The sequence below is a fragment of the Streptomyces sp. NPDC024698 genome (assembly GCF_055559015.1).
The window spans coordinates 28,188-43,764 of sequence record NZ_JBVHLK010000027.1 but is presented as its reverse complement, the minus strand read 5'-3'; the positions used below and the strand labels follow the sequence as shown (position 1 = coordinate 43,764).

Annotated in this window: 10 protein-coding genes and 3 pseudogenes; 9 read left to right on the top strand and 4 right to left on the bottom strand. The window is 65.2% G+C overall.

What is annotated here, in order from left to right:
* Nucleotides 1-154: 154 nt before the first annotated feature.
* Together ACZ4AA_RS34545 and ACZ4AA_RS34540 are read left to right on the top strand one after the other, a co-directional pair.
* Nucleotides 155-1,588 (top strand): DUF2637 domain-containing protein, encoded by a 1,434-nt coding sequence (locus tag ACZ4AA_RS34545; RefSeq protein ID WP_467611437.1) that lies wholly within the window; start codon nucleotides 155-157, stop codon nucleotides 1,586-1,588.
* A gap of 737 nt (nucleotides 1,589-2,325) precedes the next feature.
* Nucleotides 2,326-2,691: a Tn3 family transposase gene (locus tag ACZ4AA_RS34540; RefSeq protein WP_467611435.1), complete on the top strand. Its 366-nt coding sequence runs from the start codon at nucleotides 2,326-2,328 to the stop codon at nucleotides 2,689-2,691.
* Between the two features lie 677 nt (nucleotides 2,692-3,368).
* On the opposite strand, the gene ACZ4AA_RS34535 is transcribed toward ACZ4AA_RS34540, so the two are convergent.
* The gene (locus ACZ4AA_RS34535) at nucleotides 3,369-3,701 is read right to left on the bottom strand and encodes a histone-like nucleoid-structuring protein Lsr2 (RefSeq protein ID WP_467611433.1); all 333 of its coding nucleotides are present in this window, start codon (nucleotides 3,699-3,701) and stop codon (nucleotides 3,369-3,371) included.
* Between the two features lie 730 nt (nucleotides 3,702-4,431).
* Between ACZ4AA_RS34535 and ACZ4AA_RS34530 the strand changes: the two genes are divergently transcribed.
* From ACZ4AA_RS34530 to istB, 7 genes and pseudogenes are all read left to right on the top strand, one after another.
* Nucleotides 4,432-4,950, top strand: a complete 519-nt coding sequence (locus ACZ4AA_RS34530) for an ATP-binding protein (RefSeq protein ID WP_467611431.1) — start codon at nucleotides 4,432-4,434, stop codon at nucleotides 4,948-4,950.
* A 395-nt stretch (nucleotides 4,951-5,345) separates the two neighbouring features.
* Nucleotides 5,346-5,525, top strand: coding sequence for a DUF1272 domain-containing protein (locus ACZ4AA_RS34525; RefSeq protein WP_467611429.1), 180 nt, complete (start codon nucleotides 5,346-5,348; stop codon nucleotides 5,523-5,525).
* 27 nt (nucleotides 5,526-5,552) lie between these two features.
* Nucleotides 5,553-6,653, top strand: a complete 1,101-nt coding sequence (locus ACZ4AA_RS34520) for a CPBP family intramembrane glutamic endopeptidase (RefSeq protein WP_467611427.1) — start codon at nucleotides 5,553-5,555, stop codon at nucleotides 6,651-6,653.
* Between the two features lie 412 nt (nucleotides 6,654-7,065).
* Nucleotides 7,066-7,236: pseudogene (locus ACZ4AA_RS34515) on the top strand (transposase); the annotation flags it as partial.
* Between the two features lie 222 nt (nucleotides 7,237-7,458).
* The gene (locus tag ACZ4AA_RS34510) at nucleotides 7,459-7,956 is read left to right on the top strand and encodes an IS110 family transposase (protein WP_467611425.1); all 498 of its coding nucleotides are present in this window, start codon (nucleotides 7,459-7,461) and stop codon (nucleotides 7,954-7,956) included.
* Between the two features lie 58 nt (nucleotides 7,957-8,014).
* Nucleotides 8,015-9,433, top strand: a complete 1,419-nt coding sequence (gene istA / locus ACZ4AA_RS34505) for an IS21 family transposase (RefSeq protein WP_467611423.1) — start codon at nucleotides 8,015-8,017, stop codon at nucleotides 9,431-9,433.
* Nucleotides 9,430-10,161: an IS21-like element helper ATPase IstB gene (istB, locus tag ACZ4AA_RS34500; protein WP_467611421.1), complete on the top strand. Its 732-nt coding sequence runs from the start codon at nucleotides 9,430-9,432 to the stop codon at nucleotides 10,159-10,161. Before istA ends, istB begins: the two co-directional genes overlap by 4 nt.
* Before the next feature lie 215 nt (nucleotides 10,162-10,376).
* On the opposite strand, the gene ACZ4AA_RS34495 is transcribed toward istB, so the two are convergent.
* From ACZ4AA_RS34495 to ACZ4AA_RS34485, 3 genes and pseudogenes are all read right to left on the bottom strand, one after another.
* Nucleotides 10,377-12,998, bottom strand: a complete 2,622-nt coding sequence (locus ACZ4AA_RS34495; RefSeq protein WP_467611419.1) for a LuxR C-terminal-related transcriptional regulator — start codon at nucleotides 12,996-12,998, stop codon at nucleotides 10,377-10,379.
* 479 nt (nucleotides 12,999-13,477) lie between these two features.
* Nucleotides 13,478-13,684: pseudogene (locus ACZ4AA_RS34490) on the bottom strand (GNAT family N-acetyltransferase); the annotation flags it as partial.
* Nucleotides 13,685-14,613: 929 nt separating this feature from the next.
* Nucleotides 14,614-15,387, bottom strand: a pseudogene (locus tag ACZ4AA_RS34485) (RNA-guided endonuclease InsQ/TnpB family protein); the annotation flags it as partial.
* Nucleotides 15,388-15,577 lie beyond the last annotated feature (190 nt).

Genomic DNA, 15,577 nt, shown 5'->3' with positions numbered 1-15,577 from the left:
GTGAGAGAGATCTTGGACGTTTCAGTGCGAGACAACACACCGCGATCGCCCGCATCCAACAGGTCAACGCGGCCCTCGACTGCTCGATGGAGACCGAAACAGAACAGCTCATCAACCAGCTCCTGCACCGCAGAAACAAACAGGAGCCGGCCTCATGACCGCGACCGCCGGAAAAGACCGGCAGCGCACGGGCACGGGAACGGCCTTCCCTGCCGGGCTCGGCCGCCCGCACAAACTCCTGATCGGCGTGGTCGTCGCCGGTGCGCTCGTCATCGCCGGAATCGGCTTCGCCGGTTCGTACGCGGCGGTCCGTGAGCTGGCGCTCAAGAAGGGGTTCGGGAATTTCAGTTACGTCTTCCCGATCGGCATCGACGCGGGCATCGGCGTACTGCTGGCCCTGGACCTGCTGCTGACCTGGATCCGCATCCCGTTCCCGATGCTGCGCCAGACCGCCTGGCTGCTGACCGTGGCGACGATCGCCTTCAACGGCGCCGCCGCCTGGCCGGACCCGCTCGGCGTCGGCATGCACGCGGTCATCCCGGTGCTGTTCGTGGTCTCCGTCGAGGCCGCCCGGCACGCGGTCGGCCGCATCGCCGACATCACCGCCGACAAGCACATGGAGGGCGTGCGCTACACCCGCTGGCTGCTCTCCCCGATCCCCACCTTCCTGCTGTGGCGCCGGATGAAGCTGTGGGAGCTGCGCTCCTACGAACAGGTCATCAAGCTCGAACAGGACCGGCTCGTCTACCAGGCCCGTCTGCACTCCCGCTTCGGCCGCTCCTGGCGCCGCAAAGCCCCCATGGAGTCGCTGATGCCCCTGCGCCTGGCCCGCTACGGCGTCCCCCTCGCCGAGACCGCCCCGGTGGGCCTGGCCGCGGCCGGCATCGACCAGTTCACGGACGACAGGTTCCCGAACGCGGTCGCCCTGCCTCATTACGTCTTCGAGCACGACAGCGCTATCACCGCAGCGGGTGAACTCCCCGCAGCACAGGACGTACAGGCCGCGGCAAACGCACAGCCCGACAACCTCGACGATGGAGAGTCAGCCGCCGACGAACCGTCGGCCGACCCCACCCATCCCAGAGACGGCTTGGATCACGGCCGCGCCTCGGCACCACCCACAGACGCGAGAGCGCACCCTGCCAAGGCAACGCGCAGCACACAAGTGAACGCGGACGTCGACGAGCAGCAGGAGCCAGAGGCGAGAAGTGACAGTGGTCTCACTGTGGTCGACCGGTACTACCTCGCATGGAGGGACTACCAAGAGGTGCACGGCGAACAGCCCTCCGGCAAGGAACTCTCCGCACACCTCGCCGGCAAGGGCATAACAGGGCGCGGCGGCAGCCCAGTCAACCCTTCCACGCTGCGCCGGTACCTCCTGCCGTTCCGCATCTACGAGATCTGGGCGGACCACCGGCTCGAAAGCACCGTTCCCTCACCGCACACCGTGGCCCAGATCTGCGCCCAGCGCGGAATCACCGCCCAATACAACAGGCCCATCACCACCGACGACATCCTCAACCACACACACGGCTACGAACGCCGATGGCAGAACATCCGGAAGCACCAAACGGAAACCCAGTTCTGATCCATCCCTGCCCTCCCCGCCGCCACCGCCCTCCTGTACACCGTTGCCGTCAAGGGACTGCTCAGCGAGTTCCCCGACACCATCGCCGCGACCACCGCTGTTCGCACTCAGGGACGCGTCGCCCCGCCAAGTACCTGAGCTTTTGGGCCGGTTCCGACCTGTGGGTCGGCGCCTGGGACCGCGCCATCGCCAACAGCCTGGAATGCGAACAGCTCGCCATCACATCCGAGGAGCCGGAATGGCGCCTGATGGCCCTTGGGCACCGGCACGCCACAGGCGCCGTCCGGATAGCGCCAAGCGCGGCAGGGTCGCGCTCGGCGGCGGGTACGGGACGACCTGCCGGGTACGGGACGGCGCGGCCACCACCCGGCTGATGCGGGCGGCTGCAAGGCCCACGTTGCTGCCCAAGACGGTCCCAAGGCTGGCATTGTCCGGGCCTCTCGCACATCCGACTGCAGCGTGTGCACGCGCGTCGTCCGAACCGGTGACCTCGAACATTAAGCACCAGCTGCTCAGGAACGCGGGGCTCGAGCCGAGCACCATCGGGTTTGGAGGAACTGCCCGACCGGACCCCCCATCCGCATCGGACAGAGCCGTCCGCGCCTACGACCTCGTCTGGATGCTCGCTCACGAGGGCTGGCATATACCGCTGGGGGACGCGGTCGCGTACTACGTGCGGATCGCCAAGACTCTGCACATCCTGCGCTTGGCGGACGAGCCTGGGTACGGCCGCCAAGGTGCAGGCCAACCTTCAGGAAGGCCGCCACGCGCTCGCCCGTGATTTCCATGGCCGCTCCGGACAGCCCCACCAAAACTATCAAGACGCAATGGAAAACGAGATAGGCCCTCGGCCTCGTGCTCAGCGCCCTCGTGCTGTTCACACCCGCTACATGGACGCCGCCGTTGCCCAGCTCCGCATGGACGGGTTCAACATCCGCGACGAGGACGTGACCCGCCTTTCGCTGTTCGTCCGCCACCACATCAGGCTCAGCCGCTATTCCTTCCAGCTGCCTACCTGCCGGAAGGTTCATCGCGTCCTACCACACTGCACGGCTCCGTCGCTGGTTGAAGAGGTGTTCTCGCCGGCCAGACACCATCTATGAACTCAGTCAGGGCGATGTGGACACGGCTTCGGAGCAGGCGGAAACATCGTGAATCGTCCAGGATAACGTCGACGCCTGGTTACGTGTTGAGCGCCAGCTTCCCGGGCACTGCTCCTAGTCCGGACCAGGTCCAGCTGAACAGACCAACGACGAGGTGTCGATGACCAGGTAATTAACGGGATCACACCCGAACAGTCCTTGAACAAGCTGGTCGCGGAGCGCTGCGATGTAGGTGATTGCAGCCCGGCAACTGTGGCCAGCAGCGAGGTTTCGCTGAGGTGGCCAACGTCCATCACCAGTGCGCGATACACCCCGTAGACGCTAGCGTGACGAGCATATTCATCCGAGCGGAAAACTATGCAATCCAACCCCGAGATGATCAAAGTGTCATTGATTGCACTCTCAGAACCCTACACAAGGCAGCTTTACCTCGGAGAGAGGTAACCCCAAGGATACTCTCCCCGCGGCATGTCATCCGCATACACGCGACAGCCCCCTGCACAGCGTGAGGACTCGCGGTCATACATCAGCAACTGAAGCATCGCCAGGCGCGAGAAGCGGAAACCTGCCAGGATGCAGCTGGCACTGCCCAGAATGCAATAGTCCGCGCAGTTAAACCTGCTACCAGTGTCCCCAACTGGAGGAGAGATCGCGGCAGGTCCTGAAGCGACGCAACCTCAGTGAGCCTTCTCGTAGGCTTCTCGAATGTTGGCGGGTACACGTCCTCGGTCATTGACCGGATGATCGTTCTCCCGGGCCCACGCTCGAAGCTCCTCGGCGCTGGGTCCGTCGGTCGACGCTGCGTGAGTTCGAGCCGCCCGCTTTGCCCGGCCGAGCTTGCGTCCCTTTTCAATGAAGGGGGCCAACGCTTCGAACAACTTGTCGTAGTTGTCCGAGACCAAGTCGATTTCGTAATTTACACCATCCAGGGAAAAGGTGTGCGTCCGCACCTCTTCCGATTCCGCGCCAGTGAGGTCATCCGTGTATACGGTCACAACTTTTTGAGCCATAGACGGATGGTACCCAGTTTTCCTGAGCTGTCCACCTCGAGCCCTCATTGAGGGAAGCACGAGAACAAGCCGTGACATTTTCCCAAAACAAGGGCCCGACCCTCGCACCCAGAGTGAGGACAGTCTGGGAACGCACACCCTTGCGAGAATCGCCGTTCGTGCGCGCTCACATCGCGCTTGTCATAGCCGAGACGGTCCGTGATGTCGCCTTCCCGGGCCGGGCACCAGCAGCCTGGAACCGCTGCAGCTTTCCCTCTCCGGTCAGCTATAGGCCCTCCCGCCTCGGCCCGGGCACTGCCCTCGCTGACACAACGTTCGCTGGATCGAAGGCCTTGGCCTCGGACCGTTCTCGGGCACCTCCCCGGCTTTGTTGATGCAGGTCGTTCTGCGGGTTAGTACTGGTAACAGATTTGGCCGGGGCGTGAGGTGTGTGCTCATTGCCAGAGCTTGTCCTGGCCAGTCGTATCCGGTGTGGTGCTCCCATTTGCGGAGGGAGACAACAGCAGAGATTTCGGACATGCTTCCCCAGCCGGCGACGGCGTACCGGACGCCAGCAATGACGTTGCCGACGGGGTTGAAGATGTCGCCGTGGCCGGGGAGTCGGAAGCGGTCGAAGGTGTTCTCGATGACCTGCGCGGGGTCGACGGAGGGTGTCCTCGCGGGGTGTTGCTCTGCTCCACGCTCTTGCATTGGGTATGGACTACTCAGGGTTTCGGCACCCGGAGGGAGTGTGCTGGAAGCACCAGGAAAGCAGTTCCAGTCTCCGCATCAGGCAGTGAGCACGATGACGACCACCACGATCTCCCACCCGTCGCAGTCACGCACGGTACTGCGGGCCGCTGCCGCCGGTGAGCGCGTGTTCGGTCTCCCCCTGGAACACACTCCGCTTGCGCCTGCCACTGCCCGACACGAGGCACGACCGGTCCTGGCCGCCTGGGGGCTGCACGAGGACCAGATCTACGCCGCCCTGCTGGTGATCTCCGAGATCGTCACCAATGCCGTCACCCACACCCTTCCGCCTATGGTCCTGCATCTGACGAATACCACCGCTGACAGTTCAGGCGGCATTCAGGTACATGTGAGTGACGGTGGCCCCCGGAACGCTCCTGCAGGCTGGGCGGCCTCTCGACCCGCGGACGAGCACGACGGCCGCGGTGGCACGATCATCAACGCACTCGCCGCCAAGACCGGGGCCGGCGCGGACCCCGAAGGCCTCATCGACCACTGGGCCGATCTTGCCGCCGCCTGACACCCGCAGCCGACCCGGACATACGGTTGTCGACCGCAGAGAGTCTGCAGGCCCCCTGCCCGGCGGCGCAACCAGTCGCGTCGTAGCTTCGTCTCGGCCGCCCAGGCCGCCAGGCCAGGGGGCGAGCGGACTGAACCTCGGAAGTCCGCTCCTGCAGGAGACGTGGACAGACAACGGGACCCGGATGCATACAAATACTTGGTTCAAAATTCTCGACTCCTCGATCTCGGCGGCTTTGGCCCGGAAATGCAAACCCGCCCGACACCACATGAGGGCTAATCCAGTCAAAAGCATCCGTAGCCGAAACGAGCACACGCATAAAGGTTCCGACTTCGCAAAATTCCGACCCTGCGCCTTACTTCGCTACGGTCTTTCCCTAACGAGCCAGGAGAACCATGTCCTTGGAAATGCGTGACCGTTGCGAACGATGCGAACGTCCGCTCCTTGCAGATGTCTCAGCCGCCCACATCTGCTCGTACGAGTGCACATTCTGCACGTCCTGCAGCGACGCCATGCAGGGCACCTGCCCCAACTGCGGCGGAGAACTCGTCACCCGCCCCCGCCGTCACTGTTGAGCCACCGATCAGCCGCCCGGACTTGTGATGGTCGGCCGCGACGGCGTGGCATCCCTGCGATGCGCCAGCGCCGAAGCCACCGAGACGCTCCAGGCCCGGACCTTCTTTACTCCCGAACGGGCAGGGCAGCGACCACTGACGTCGTTTGATGCGGACTGCATCGGGATGGTCGCCTCATCAAGCTGGTCGGAGATTTTGGCCAAGTTTTGGGGTCATCAATTTACTGGCGAGGGGATCAAAGTGTCGACACGTGTAAGTCCAACTCCTGGACAGCGCTCTCCTGAAGGTGCAACACTTTTTCGCGTAAAATCTCTTGCTGCATCTATTAAGCGAGCTCCTCTGGTGAGCTTCTTTATTTTGGCCTGCGTAATGTCTTGGTGGCCGGCTGTGCTGTACGCGGAAGGGTGGTCGCCACAGCCAATCGCCGGATTTGGTCCCTGCGCCGCAGCCGTGACGGTGCTCAGCGTGACTGAGGGCCGCGAGGGAGTCAGGCGATTGTTTCGAGCGATGATGCTTTGGCGCGTCAGGCCGCGCTGCTACCTCGCTGCAATCAGCGTGCCTTCGCTAATCAGTGGAAGTGCGATCGCAGTCAACCTAGCCACAGGTGCAGCAAGGCCAGCCGCCGCAGATTTCGCACTGTGGACCGGAATTCCCACCGCACTGCTGATTGGGCTCCTAATCCCTGGCTTCGGCGGAGCATGGGAGGAGCCAGGATTCCGAGGATTTGCTTTGGGCCGGATTGAGCAACGTGCGGGTCGGCTCGCAGGCCCTCTCGTTCTAGGTCTACTATGGGTCTTCTGGCACGGTCCCCTATTTCTTACAGGGCAGATTCTGTGGTCAGATGTCATTGTGGTCATGGCTGCCAGTGTCGTAGTCGCGGCAATATTTCATTCGGCACGCGATAGCGTTTTCATCGCAATGCTGTTTCACGCCACTAACAATACAGTGGGTGGCGGTTTCGCCAGCCAGCTGTTCGACGGCCAAGACCAGTTCCGTCTCGGTGTCTTCACCGCTGCGGGATGGTGCCTATTGGCGATCGGGGTCATGGCATACGGTGCTCGACGCCAGCGGGCGAAATTTCCAGATGGAGCGACCCGGGGCGTACAAATCATCAACTCGTCTTCTTGATCTTCATCCAGGGCCGAACCGAGCTCGCTGTTGATGCCCAGCGCGGCCTGTCCGTAGGTCCGCTTGCCCAGACGCCACGGCTTGCCGAGCGGCAGGCGCACCTCCGTTTCGGGGGGTGGGTCTGTCAAACGGGCGGCTCTGTCTCACATTCGGGATGCTGTTGGTGATCTTCACTCGGTGTGGTGAAGGCTTCCGGCTGTGTCCCCGTCGATCTATTTGTGGTGGTCCGCTGGTGAGGCGGGGTGGAGCGAGCGGTCGGAGGGTGACGGGAGTGTAAATCTAACGGCGGATCCGACGATCATGGGAGAGACGTCGAGTGACTGACACCGCCGTGGAGTTGGAGACCGTGGAGCCTGTAGAGAAGGACTTGTCCGGGCCGCCCGTGCCCGTGTCGGACGAGCAGTTGGTGGCGATGCTGGTGGAACGGGCCCGGTCAGAGGGACTGCGGCTGACCGGGCAGGGCGGGCTGCTGCAGCAGCTGACCAAGCGGGTCCTGGAGTCCGCCCTGGAAGGTGAGATCACTGATCACCTCGGCTATGAGAAGCACGACTCAGCCGGCCGGGGCAGTGGCAACTCCCGCAACTGTGAGTATGTGCGGGTGCTGATCCTCTCGGCGGGCTGACCTGTCCCGCAACTGGCCTCGTGCCTTGGTCCCGATCTGTCGCCTGCCGGGTGCGGGTCAGCGCTTGGTGCCGGACCGGGCCCGCGTGTCCAGATAGGGGCCTCGCAACAGGCACCGTCACAGTTCTGACCGCAGGTCCGGTCCGGCACCAACCACCCAGCCCTGTTGCCGATCGAGGTGCCGATGACCGCCGCAGTCCTGTCCCTGCCCACCGTGTCCGTCCAGCCGGAGACGGTCCTGGGCATCGACGCCCACAAGGACGTCCACGTTGCCGCGGTCACCGACCAGCTCGGCCGTGTCCTGGGCAGTTCCCCGTTCCCGGCGACGGCAGTTGGGTATGCCGAGCTGCTGAGCTGGGCAAGGAAGTTCGGCGACGTCCGGCGTGCCGGCGTCGAGGGAACGGGCTCCTACGGGGCCGGGCTGGCCCGGTACCTGCTCAGCCAGGGCGTTCAGGTGACCGAGGTCAACCGCCCGGACCGGGCCAAGCGCCGCTCGCGCGGCAAGAACGACACCGTCGACGCGGAGGCCGCCGCCCAGGCCGTGGTCAGCGAACGTGCCACCGCGGTGCCCAAGAGGGGCGACGGAGCGGTCGAGCAGATACGCGTCTACAAGATGTGTCGCCGTACGTGTGAACGCGGCCAGCTACGTACGAGTGAAAAGGGCCGCTTGTTGATGCGGTGAGTCCTGTTGCTCGGCACTCTGCTGCTGGTTGGTAAGGGGCGGCGGAGGGCAGCTGACGATGGTCTTGGACCCGCAACGCTGGTTGGAACTCCGGCGCTTCCGTGCCCTGTTCGAGTCCGGTGCGGTGACTCTGACGGAGGTCGCCAAGGAGACGGGCCTGAACAGGAAGACGGTCCGCAAGTATCTGTCCGGGCAGGCCCCGGCCGCGCCGCCGAGGAGGGTGTCGAACGGTCGGCCACGCAAGAGGGCGGTGGACGAGGTCGCGCCGCTGATCGACGCGATGCTCAAGGCGGAGATCCTCATCAAGGGTGCGGTGGTGCACGAGCGCCTGGTGAAGGACTACGGCTCCACCATCAACTACCAGCGCGTCAAGCTCTATCTGCAGGAAGCCCGTCCACGAGTCGCCGAGGAACTGGGCATCGCGCCGCGGGAGTTGGCGGGCATGCACCGCCGCTTCGAGGTCGTGCCCGGGGCTCAGGCCCAGGTCGACTGGGGCGACGAAGGCAAGGTCCTCGCCCACCTGGGCATCCCCAAGGTCTATTCGTTCCACATGACCCTGTCGTACTCCCGCGACCCGTTCTGCTGCTTCACCACCAGCCAGGATCTGCAGACCTTCTTCGACTGCCACCGGCGGGCGTTTGCCCACTACGGCGGGGTGCCAATGTCGATCATCTACGACCGGACCAAAACCGTCGTCCGCCGGCATGTCGCGCCAGGTGAAGCGGTCCCGCTGCATCCGGAGGCGGTGGGTTTCGCCGGCCATTACGACTTTGACATCGACGTGCTGGCCGCCTGCCGGCCCACCGGCAAGGGCCGGGTCGAGCGCCAGGTCCTGATCGTCCGCGACCACGTGCTCGCAGGACGGGCCTTCTCCTCCACCGAGGAGATGGACGCCGCGTTCATGGCCTGGGTGCCGCAGCGACGCGCCCGCACCCATGCAACCCACCACGAGGTCATCGGACATCGGGCCGCCCGCGACCACGCGGCCCTCAAGCCGTTGCCACCCACCCCTTATCTGGTGGCCGAACGGCAACTGCGGCATGTCGGCAAGGACTGCCTCGTCGCCTTCGACGGCAACCTCTACTCGGTCCCGGCACGCAAGGTCCGCCCCCGCCAGCTGGTGGAGATCCGGGCCACCAAGTCGCAGATCAGCCTGCACTCGGCCACTGCGGCCGCCAGCAGTGACAGTTTGCTGGCCGTCCATGCGAGGGCTGTCGGCCGTGGTGTCCGCGTCGTCGACGAGAGCCACTGGAGTGGACTGCCCGAGGGGAACAACCGGCGGACCACGACCGAAGTGTCCTTCTCCCCGCCGCAGCGGAACGCCACCTCCGGGCAGGGCGCCGGACCGCTCCAGGCACTGCTCAACAGGGCCGCGGCCACCCGGATCGAGGTTGGCCTCCGGCCGCTGTCGGTCTATGACGAACTCACCGGCACCCGGCCCTTCAACTCCCTTCCCCAGAGCAAGGAATCGTCTTGAGCGAGCTGACCGGCAACCGCATCCGCACCACGGCCACCAAGCTCGGCCTGCCCCATCTCGCCGACGGGCTGGACCAGTTGGCCCGCCGGGCGGAGGAGGGCAAGCTCGGCTATCTCGACTTCCTCGACCTGGTGCTGTCCGAGGAACTCGCGGTCCGCGACGACCGCCGCTTCCGCCGGTCTCTGCTGTTCTCGAAGCTGCCGCACCACAAGACGCTGGATGACTACGACTTCTCGTTCCAACCCGACCTCGACCCGCGCAAGATCAAGGACATGGCCACTCTCTCGTTCATCGAGGCCAAGGCCAACGCGGCCCTGCTGGGTCCGCCCGGGGTGGGCAAGACGCACATCGCGGTCGCCCTGGCGGTCGCTGCCTGCCGAGCCGGGTTCTCGGTCTACTTCACCACCCTCGACGACATGGTCCGCCATCTCAGGGCCGCCGAGGCAGCAGGCCGGCTGACCAGCAAACTCGGCTCCTACCTGCGGCCCGGCGTTCTCGTGGTCGATGAGGTCGGCTACCAGCCCCTCGAACGCGCCGAGGCGAACCTGGTCTTCCAGGTCATCTCGAAGCGTTACGAGAAGGGCTCGATCATCCTGACCTCGAACAAGAAGCAGCTGAGTGCGAGACGTGAGGCCCTCTCGGCAGCGTGGAACAACCACGGGCACTGTAGGCGGTGGCGTGGGCCAGGCGGCCCCGCTCGGGAAGCCTGGGCGGCGCAATTGGAATGAACGCAGCGCCAAAGCGTTGCACTCATCGCAGATCGGGAGCTGCTGGGTGCCGGTTGCGACACAGCAGGCGTCACCCAACTGCTGGACGGTCTTCCGGTGCAGATTCTCGGCCGTCTCAGTTCCGGAGAAGCCATAGGTCCGACATGGGGCCGCCGTTCCACCTGAAGAACAAGACGTTCCCGTTTGACTGGCGGAATAGTTGCAGTAGGTCACACTCAAGGTGATTTTTGTTGGCGGCCCGCTTCGTATTCAAGGGCTTTTGCGAGGTCGGCCCGGGTGCGTACGCCGAGTTTGAGATAAATGTGCTGGAGGTGGTTGTCGACGGTTCGGACGGAAAGCGTGAGGTGTTCGGAAATCGTTTTGCTGGAATTCCCGGCGGCGGCCATCAGGGCGATCTCTTGTTCGCGTTTGGTCAGGCGGACGGAGGGGGCGCCGAGCGTGGACAGGAGCGGGGTCCGGGCGTCTTCGCACTGGGCAGCGAGGGCTGCGGCCCGAGTGGCGTCGGCGGTGGCTTTGCGGGGGTCGCCCTGGTGGGTCCAGGCGCCGGCTGATGCGGCTGATGCTTCAGCGGCGAGGATGGGCGAGCCCATCTGCTGGAAAGCGTGTGAGCACTCCATGAGGCGGCCTGGGTCGTTGTCGGCGAGGGCGGTGGCAAACCGTGCGCGGGTGTGGGTGAGGGCTCCGTCGCACTGGGTCGCGAGTTCGGTGAGGCGGTGCTGGACGCTCACGGCGTCACCGAGGCGTGCGATGTCGGTGAGCAGAAGGACCTCGGACAGGGTGTGGCCGGTGCGACGAGCGTCGTCGGCCGCGGTGCGCAGGACGTCGCGGGCGCGGCTGAGCTTGCCCTGGGCGGCGTGCAGCCAGGCAGTGCCGAGAGTCTCCTCGCCGGCCATGAACCCGCTCGGTGCGTGTTGTTCGAGTTGCGGGAGCAGGGACTCGGCCGTGTCGATGTCGCCGGCCAGTGCCGCGCAGGCGATCAAACCCGATACGTAGAGCCTGGTGGTCCTGGTGTGCTGGTGCGTACGCGCGATGGCGGCGGCTTCCGCATACCAGCGGCGGGCACTGGAGGGGCGCCCGGCCAGCCACTCCGTTCGCGCGATGAAGTAGGCGAGCCACTGGCGGCCGAGGGGGGAGGGCGAATCATGAAGCGTGTCAAAAGCGCTCAGGCAGGTCTCGCGGGCCTCACCGATCAGACCGGCCTCCGAGAGCGCCAGCACGAGCGGCGCCAGTTGGATCGCGGGATGCGGCAGAAGCGTTCCTCCGCCGATTGCCTGGTGCATGGTGTGCCCGTGCTCGGCCAGCGCCCTGGCCTGTGCCACGCGGCCGACAGCGGCCAGGCCCAGGGATTTGCTGGTCGCCGCCAGCAGCCAGATGTCAGGGCTCTCCTGATGCGGGGCTCCGGGGAGGCTGTCGAGCAGTTGGAGCCCGGCCTTGGGCAGCCCGGAGACAGCCTGGAAGGCTCCTTCCAAGTAATGCAGCTGTTGCTTCGCCATCCGGCTTCGCAGCACTGTGCGGGCCTCGGCGCACACGGAGAGTGCTTGGTCGAGTCGCGGGCTGGACCAGAACAGGTTCATGCTCCGGGCGGTTACTGCGGTGATCTTCTCCTGATCGTCGCGGGCGTGGGCGTCGGCGTCGGCGAGGACCGCTTCGGCGCGTTCCAGGCGGCCGGTGTACGTCAGCACTCTGCCCAGCAGGATCCGGGTCTCCAGGGTGTGCTGGTCCGGTTTGATCGCGGTGAGCAGCTGGATGACCTGTTCGCTGTCGTTGGCGTTCATGGCGATGGCGGCGGCCTGGGCCAGGAGGGCGGGGTCGGCGGTGCCGATGGCCGCCAGTCGCCAGGAGGCGACCTGCAGGGCGTCGTCGCGGCGTCTGAGTCCGTGGGTTTCGAGACGCTCGGCCAGGCACAGACCGAGGTCGTAGCGCTGTAGGGGTGAGATACCAGCGGCTATGACCTCGCTGTACAGGGGGTGGGACAGCGCGACGGTGATTCTTCGTCCGTTCGGGGTGACCCGGATGATGCCTGAGCTCTCGACTTCGGCCAGGTGAGCGCGGTCGATGAGAGATGCGGCGTCGGTCACGGACAGGGGGCCGCAGAGGGCAAGGGCTTGCAGGAGCGGGAGCGCCGCGGGCGGCGCCGCCGCGATCTTGGCGGTGATCAGATCGTTGAGGTGAGGGGTGACGGCGAGCCAGTGATCGGGGATCTCCCAGACTTCGCCGTTGAGGCTGAGGGTGCCTGCTTCGACGGCTCCCAGGACGAGTTCCTTCAGGAAAAGGACGTTTCCACCGCTTGCGGTGTACAGGGCGTGCAGGGTGCGGCGGCCGACGAGGCCGCCGAGGACGCGCTGGACGAGTGTCTCGACCTGGGTGCGGTCCATGTGGGACAGGTCGATGCGGCGGACGCGGTCCCCGCGTCGCAGTAGGGCCTCGACAGCGTCACTGACTGGTTCACCAGTGCGGGCGGTGCCGACCAGGACAATGACTTGGGAGTCCAGGAGCTGGCCGAGCAGGACGGCTGATGAGCTGTCCAGATGGTGCATGTCGTCGACGAAGACCACGGTGGGCTTGCCTGGCTCTGCGGCCATGGTCCGGGCGACGGCTCGGAAGCCGCTGACCGGGTCTGCCAGGTCGACGTCCGGGGGCAGCAGGTGGGCGATCGCACTGAGGGGTACCTGCCCGGCAGCCTTGCCGACTACGGCCCTCGCAGTGCGTCGTCCGCTCTGGGCGGTTGCCAGTTCCAGAAACTCGTCAGCCAGGCGGGTCTTACCCACTCCGGCCGGCCCGCAGATCATCCAGCCTCGGGTGTGTCCGTCGGACAGGTCCCGGGCGAAGGAATCCATGAATGGCTGTCGCCCGATGAGCGGCCATCTGTCTGCCCAGCCCTGCATTCGACTGCTCCCTCAAGGGGCGACCGGTCAGACAAATGCTACCGGACCGCATGAGCGGCATGGTGATTGAGAGGCAGGGGATTCGCCGTCGTAGGCCTCGACATCGCTTTTCCACCGGCAGCGGAGTTTTGCCTGGTGTGCTGCTGCCGGGGGCTGTTCTGCGGCAGCAGCACAGAACTCGCGCTCGTCGGGTTGGGGGTTCGCAAGGGACCACAGGATCGGCATGCCGGTCGGGTGCACACCAGGTAGTTGTCGGACCGGAAGTCGGTGTCCGCGGCGAGCAGGCGTACTGCCCGCTTGACCGGTGGCAGCGCTGCCTCTTGGGCGCCCTGTCCACACCGCCGGGCCGCGTGCGCTGTGGGCGGCACCCGCCAGGCGTACCGGTTGCGGCCTTTACTGTGCGCCGAGCGTCATCCACTTCTCGGGCTTTTCAGCAGCACGCGTCGCAGCCCATAGGGCGCGAGATACTCGCAGACGGCGGCGACCAGAGCGTGCCCCAGGCCCTTCGCCCGGCTGCCGCGAGCGATGTAGACGTCGCACAGCCACGCGAACGTGGCCTGGTCCGTGACCACCCGGGCGTAGCCCAGCTGAACACCGGTTGCGCTGTCATAGACCCCGAAGTTCAACGAGTTGGCCATGGCCGCGTCCTGCTTCTCCCGCGGGTTCCCAGAGCTCTTCAAGTACAACTCGTACGAGGTCCGACGGCTCACAGCTCCATCAAGAGTGGACTCGAGCAAGCGGTGAATTGAGTCCTGGTTGAGGTTCTTCAGGTTTACTTGTCGGAAACCGTATCCCACAGCAAGGGAATCCGTGTCTGAATTTTCACGCTCTCCGTCGCGTATGGTCGATATCAGAAATATCTTCCCTGCATCGGAAAGCCGTTGAACGATGATGAGAGAGGACTGATCCAGCAGGGGAATATCCTCCACGAGAAGCAGAGTCCCTTTCCTCTTCTCCTCATCGAGACTGGACTCAACTCCGGTGAACACCGCGGCAATATCGGTAGCAGCCACTCCGACCGGAATGAGGTGCGCGATAGCGCCGAAGGGGACGGTTGAGGCCCCCCTCGTGGCAGTTACCCGGAGCGTTTTCCATCCCCCCGCTGCGCCTACTTTAAGGCATTCATCTGCCAGTCTCGACTTTCCGACGCCTTGCGGTCCGAAGATCGCGAAACCTCTGCACTCCGGGTTGGCCAGCGCAGTTCGATAGAGGTGAAGTTCGGAATCGCGCCCTGCCAGCGGGCGCTGTCCGACACTGATCTTCTTCATCCTCGGCCCTTCCTTGCCGACGGCCCGCAGAGCCATCACATGCAGGGCAGGTGAGCACCTTGCTCAGAGCCAGCTCGGGGCGCACTCAGCATACGTGTCCTGCTCTGCCCCATTTCATCGTTTTCTGGTTCATGTTCTGGCAAAGCATCGTTGCCATGCCATCCCAGGGCCCGCATCCGCGCCTCCGTGGCACGACGGGCGATCAGCGCGCAGCCAGCTTGCCCTCCGGGGTGAAGGCGTCCTGGGCGTTCATGTCACCGCCAAGGTCCCGATCTTCCCGAGCGCCGTTCCTCTGGCGACTGGTGGAGCATGTCGCGGTGCCGGTTGGCGATCCTCGCGTGGACCTTGGCGACCTTGCGCCGGGCCTTGGCCCGGTTGGCTCCGTCACCGGCGACCTTGCGGGACAGTTCCCGCTGGGCCCTGGCGAGCCGGGCGCGGTCACGGCGCTCATGCCGGGGGTTGGCGACCTTCTCCCCGGTGGAAAGGGCCAGCAGGTGGTCGAGGCCGACGTCGATACCAACCGCACTGTCGGTGGCAGGACGGGGCTTGGTGGTTGGGTCCTCGCACAGTATCGAGACCAACCAGCGGCCGGCCGCGTCCTGGGACACGGTCACCGTCGACGGCTTCGCCCCTCCGGAAGTGGACGCGACCAGACGATGTCCAGCCGCTTTGCCGTCTTCGCAAGGGTCAGCCTGCCCGCACGGAACCGGAACCCGCTGGTGGTGTACTCCGCCGACTTCCGCGACCTCTTCCGCGACTTGCAACGCGGATACTTCGTCCGCTTCGCGAAGAAGTGGCTGAACGCTATCTGTAGATGCCGCAGCGCCTGCTGGAGCGGCACCGACGAGACGTCGCCCAGATAGCCAGCTCCTCGGTCTGCTTCCACCCTGTCAACATCGCCGACGTCGGGCCGCAGTTGACCCGCTCCTGCCGCCCCCACGCCTCAGTACGGGCGGCGAGCGCCAGGTTGTACACCTTCCGGACACAGCCGAACGTACGCGCCAGCTCGGCCGTCTGCACATCGCTCGGATAGAAGCGGTATTGAACGCCCGCTTCACACGATCCCCGGCCACGCCCACAAACTGGCCAGACCACCACGTAGAGATCAAACCTGCCGGTCAGCGCACTGGGATCCGCCCTGACGGCGAATCCCAGCTCCCTGCCCTGCTCCGCAGGAGTTTCGTTTCCTCCCCCGGCTGAAGCCTGAGGTATCCACGAAAAAACTCCGATGATCACGACCTACGACTGGAACTCTGCGCTCAC

Coding starts and splice junctions, on each gene's coding strand:
- ACZ4AA_RS34525 (WP_467611429.1), top strand. CDS start 5,346: ATGTCCTTGGAAATGCGTGACCGTTGCGAACGATGCGAACGTCCGCTC.
- ACZ4AA_RS34545 (WP_467611437.1), top strand. CDS start 155: ATGACCGCGACCGCCGGAAAAGACCGGCAGCGCACGGGCACGGGAACG.
- ACZ4AA_RS34510 (WP_467611425.1), top strand. CDS start 7,459: ATGACCGCCGCAGTCCTGTCCCTGCCCACCGTGTCCGTCCAGCCGGAG.
- ACZ4AA_RS34535 (WP_467611433.1), bottom strand. CDS start 3,701: ATGGCTCAAAAAGTTGTGACCGTATACACGGATGACCTCACTGGCGCG.
- istA (WP_467611423.1), top strand. CDS start 8,015: ATGGTCTTGGACCCGCAACGCTGGTTGGAACTCCGGCGCTTCCGTGCC.
- ACZ4AA_RS34520 (WP_467611427.1), top strand. CDS start 5,553: ATGGTCGGCCGCGACGGCGTGGCATCCCTGCGATGCGCCAGCGCCGAA.
- ACZ4AA_RS34495 (WP_467611419.1), bottom strand. CDS start 12,998: ATGGATTCCTTCGCCCGGGACCTGTCCGACGGACACACCCGAGGCTGG.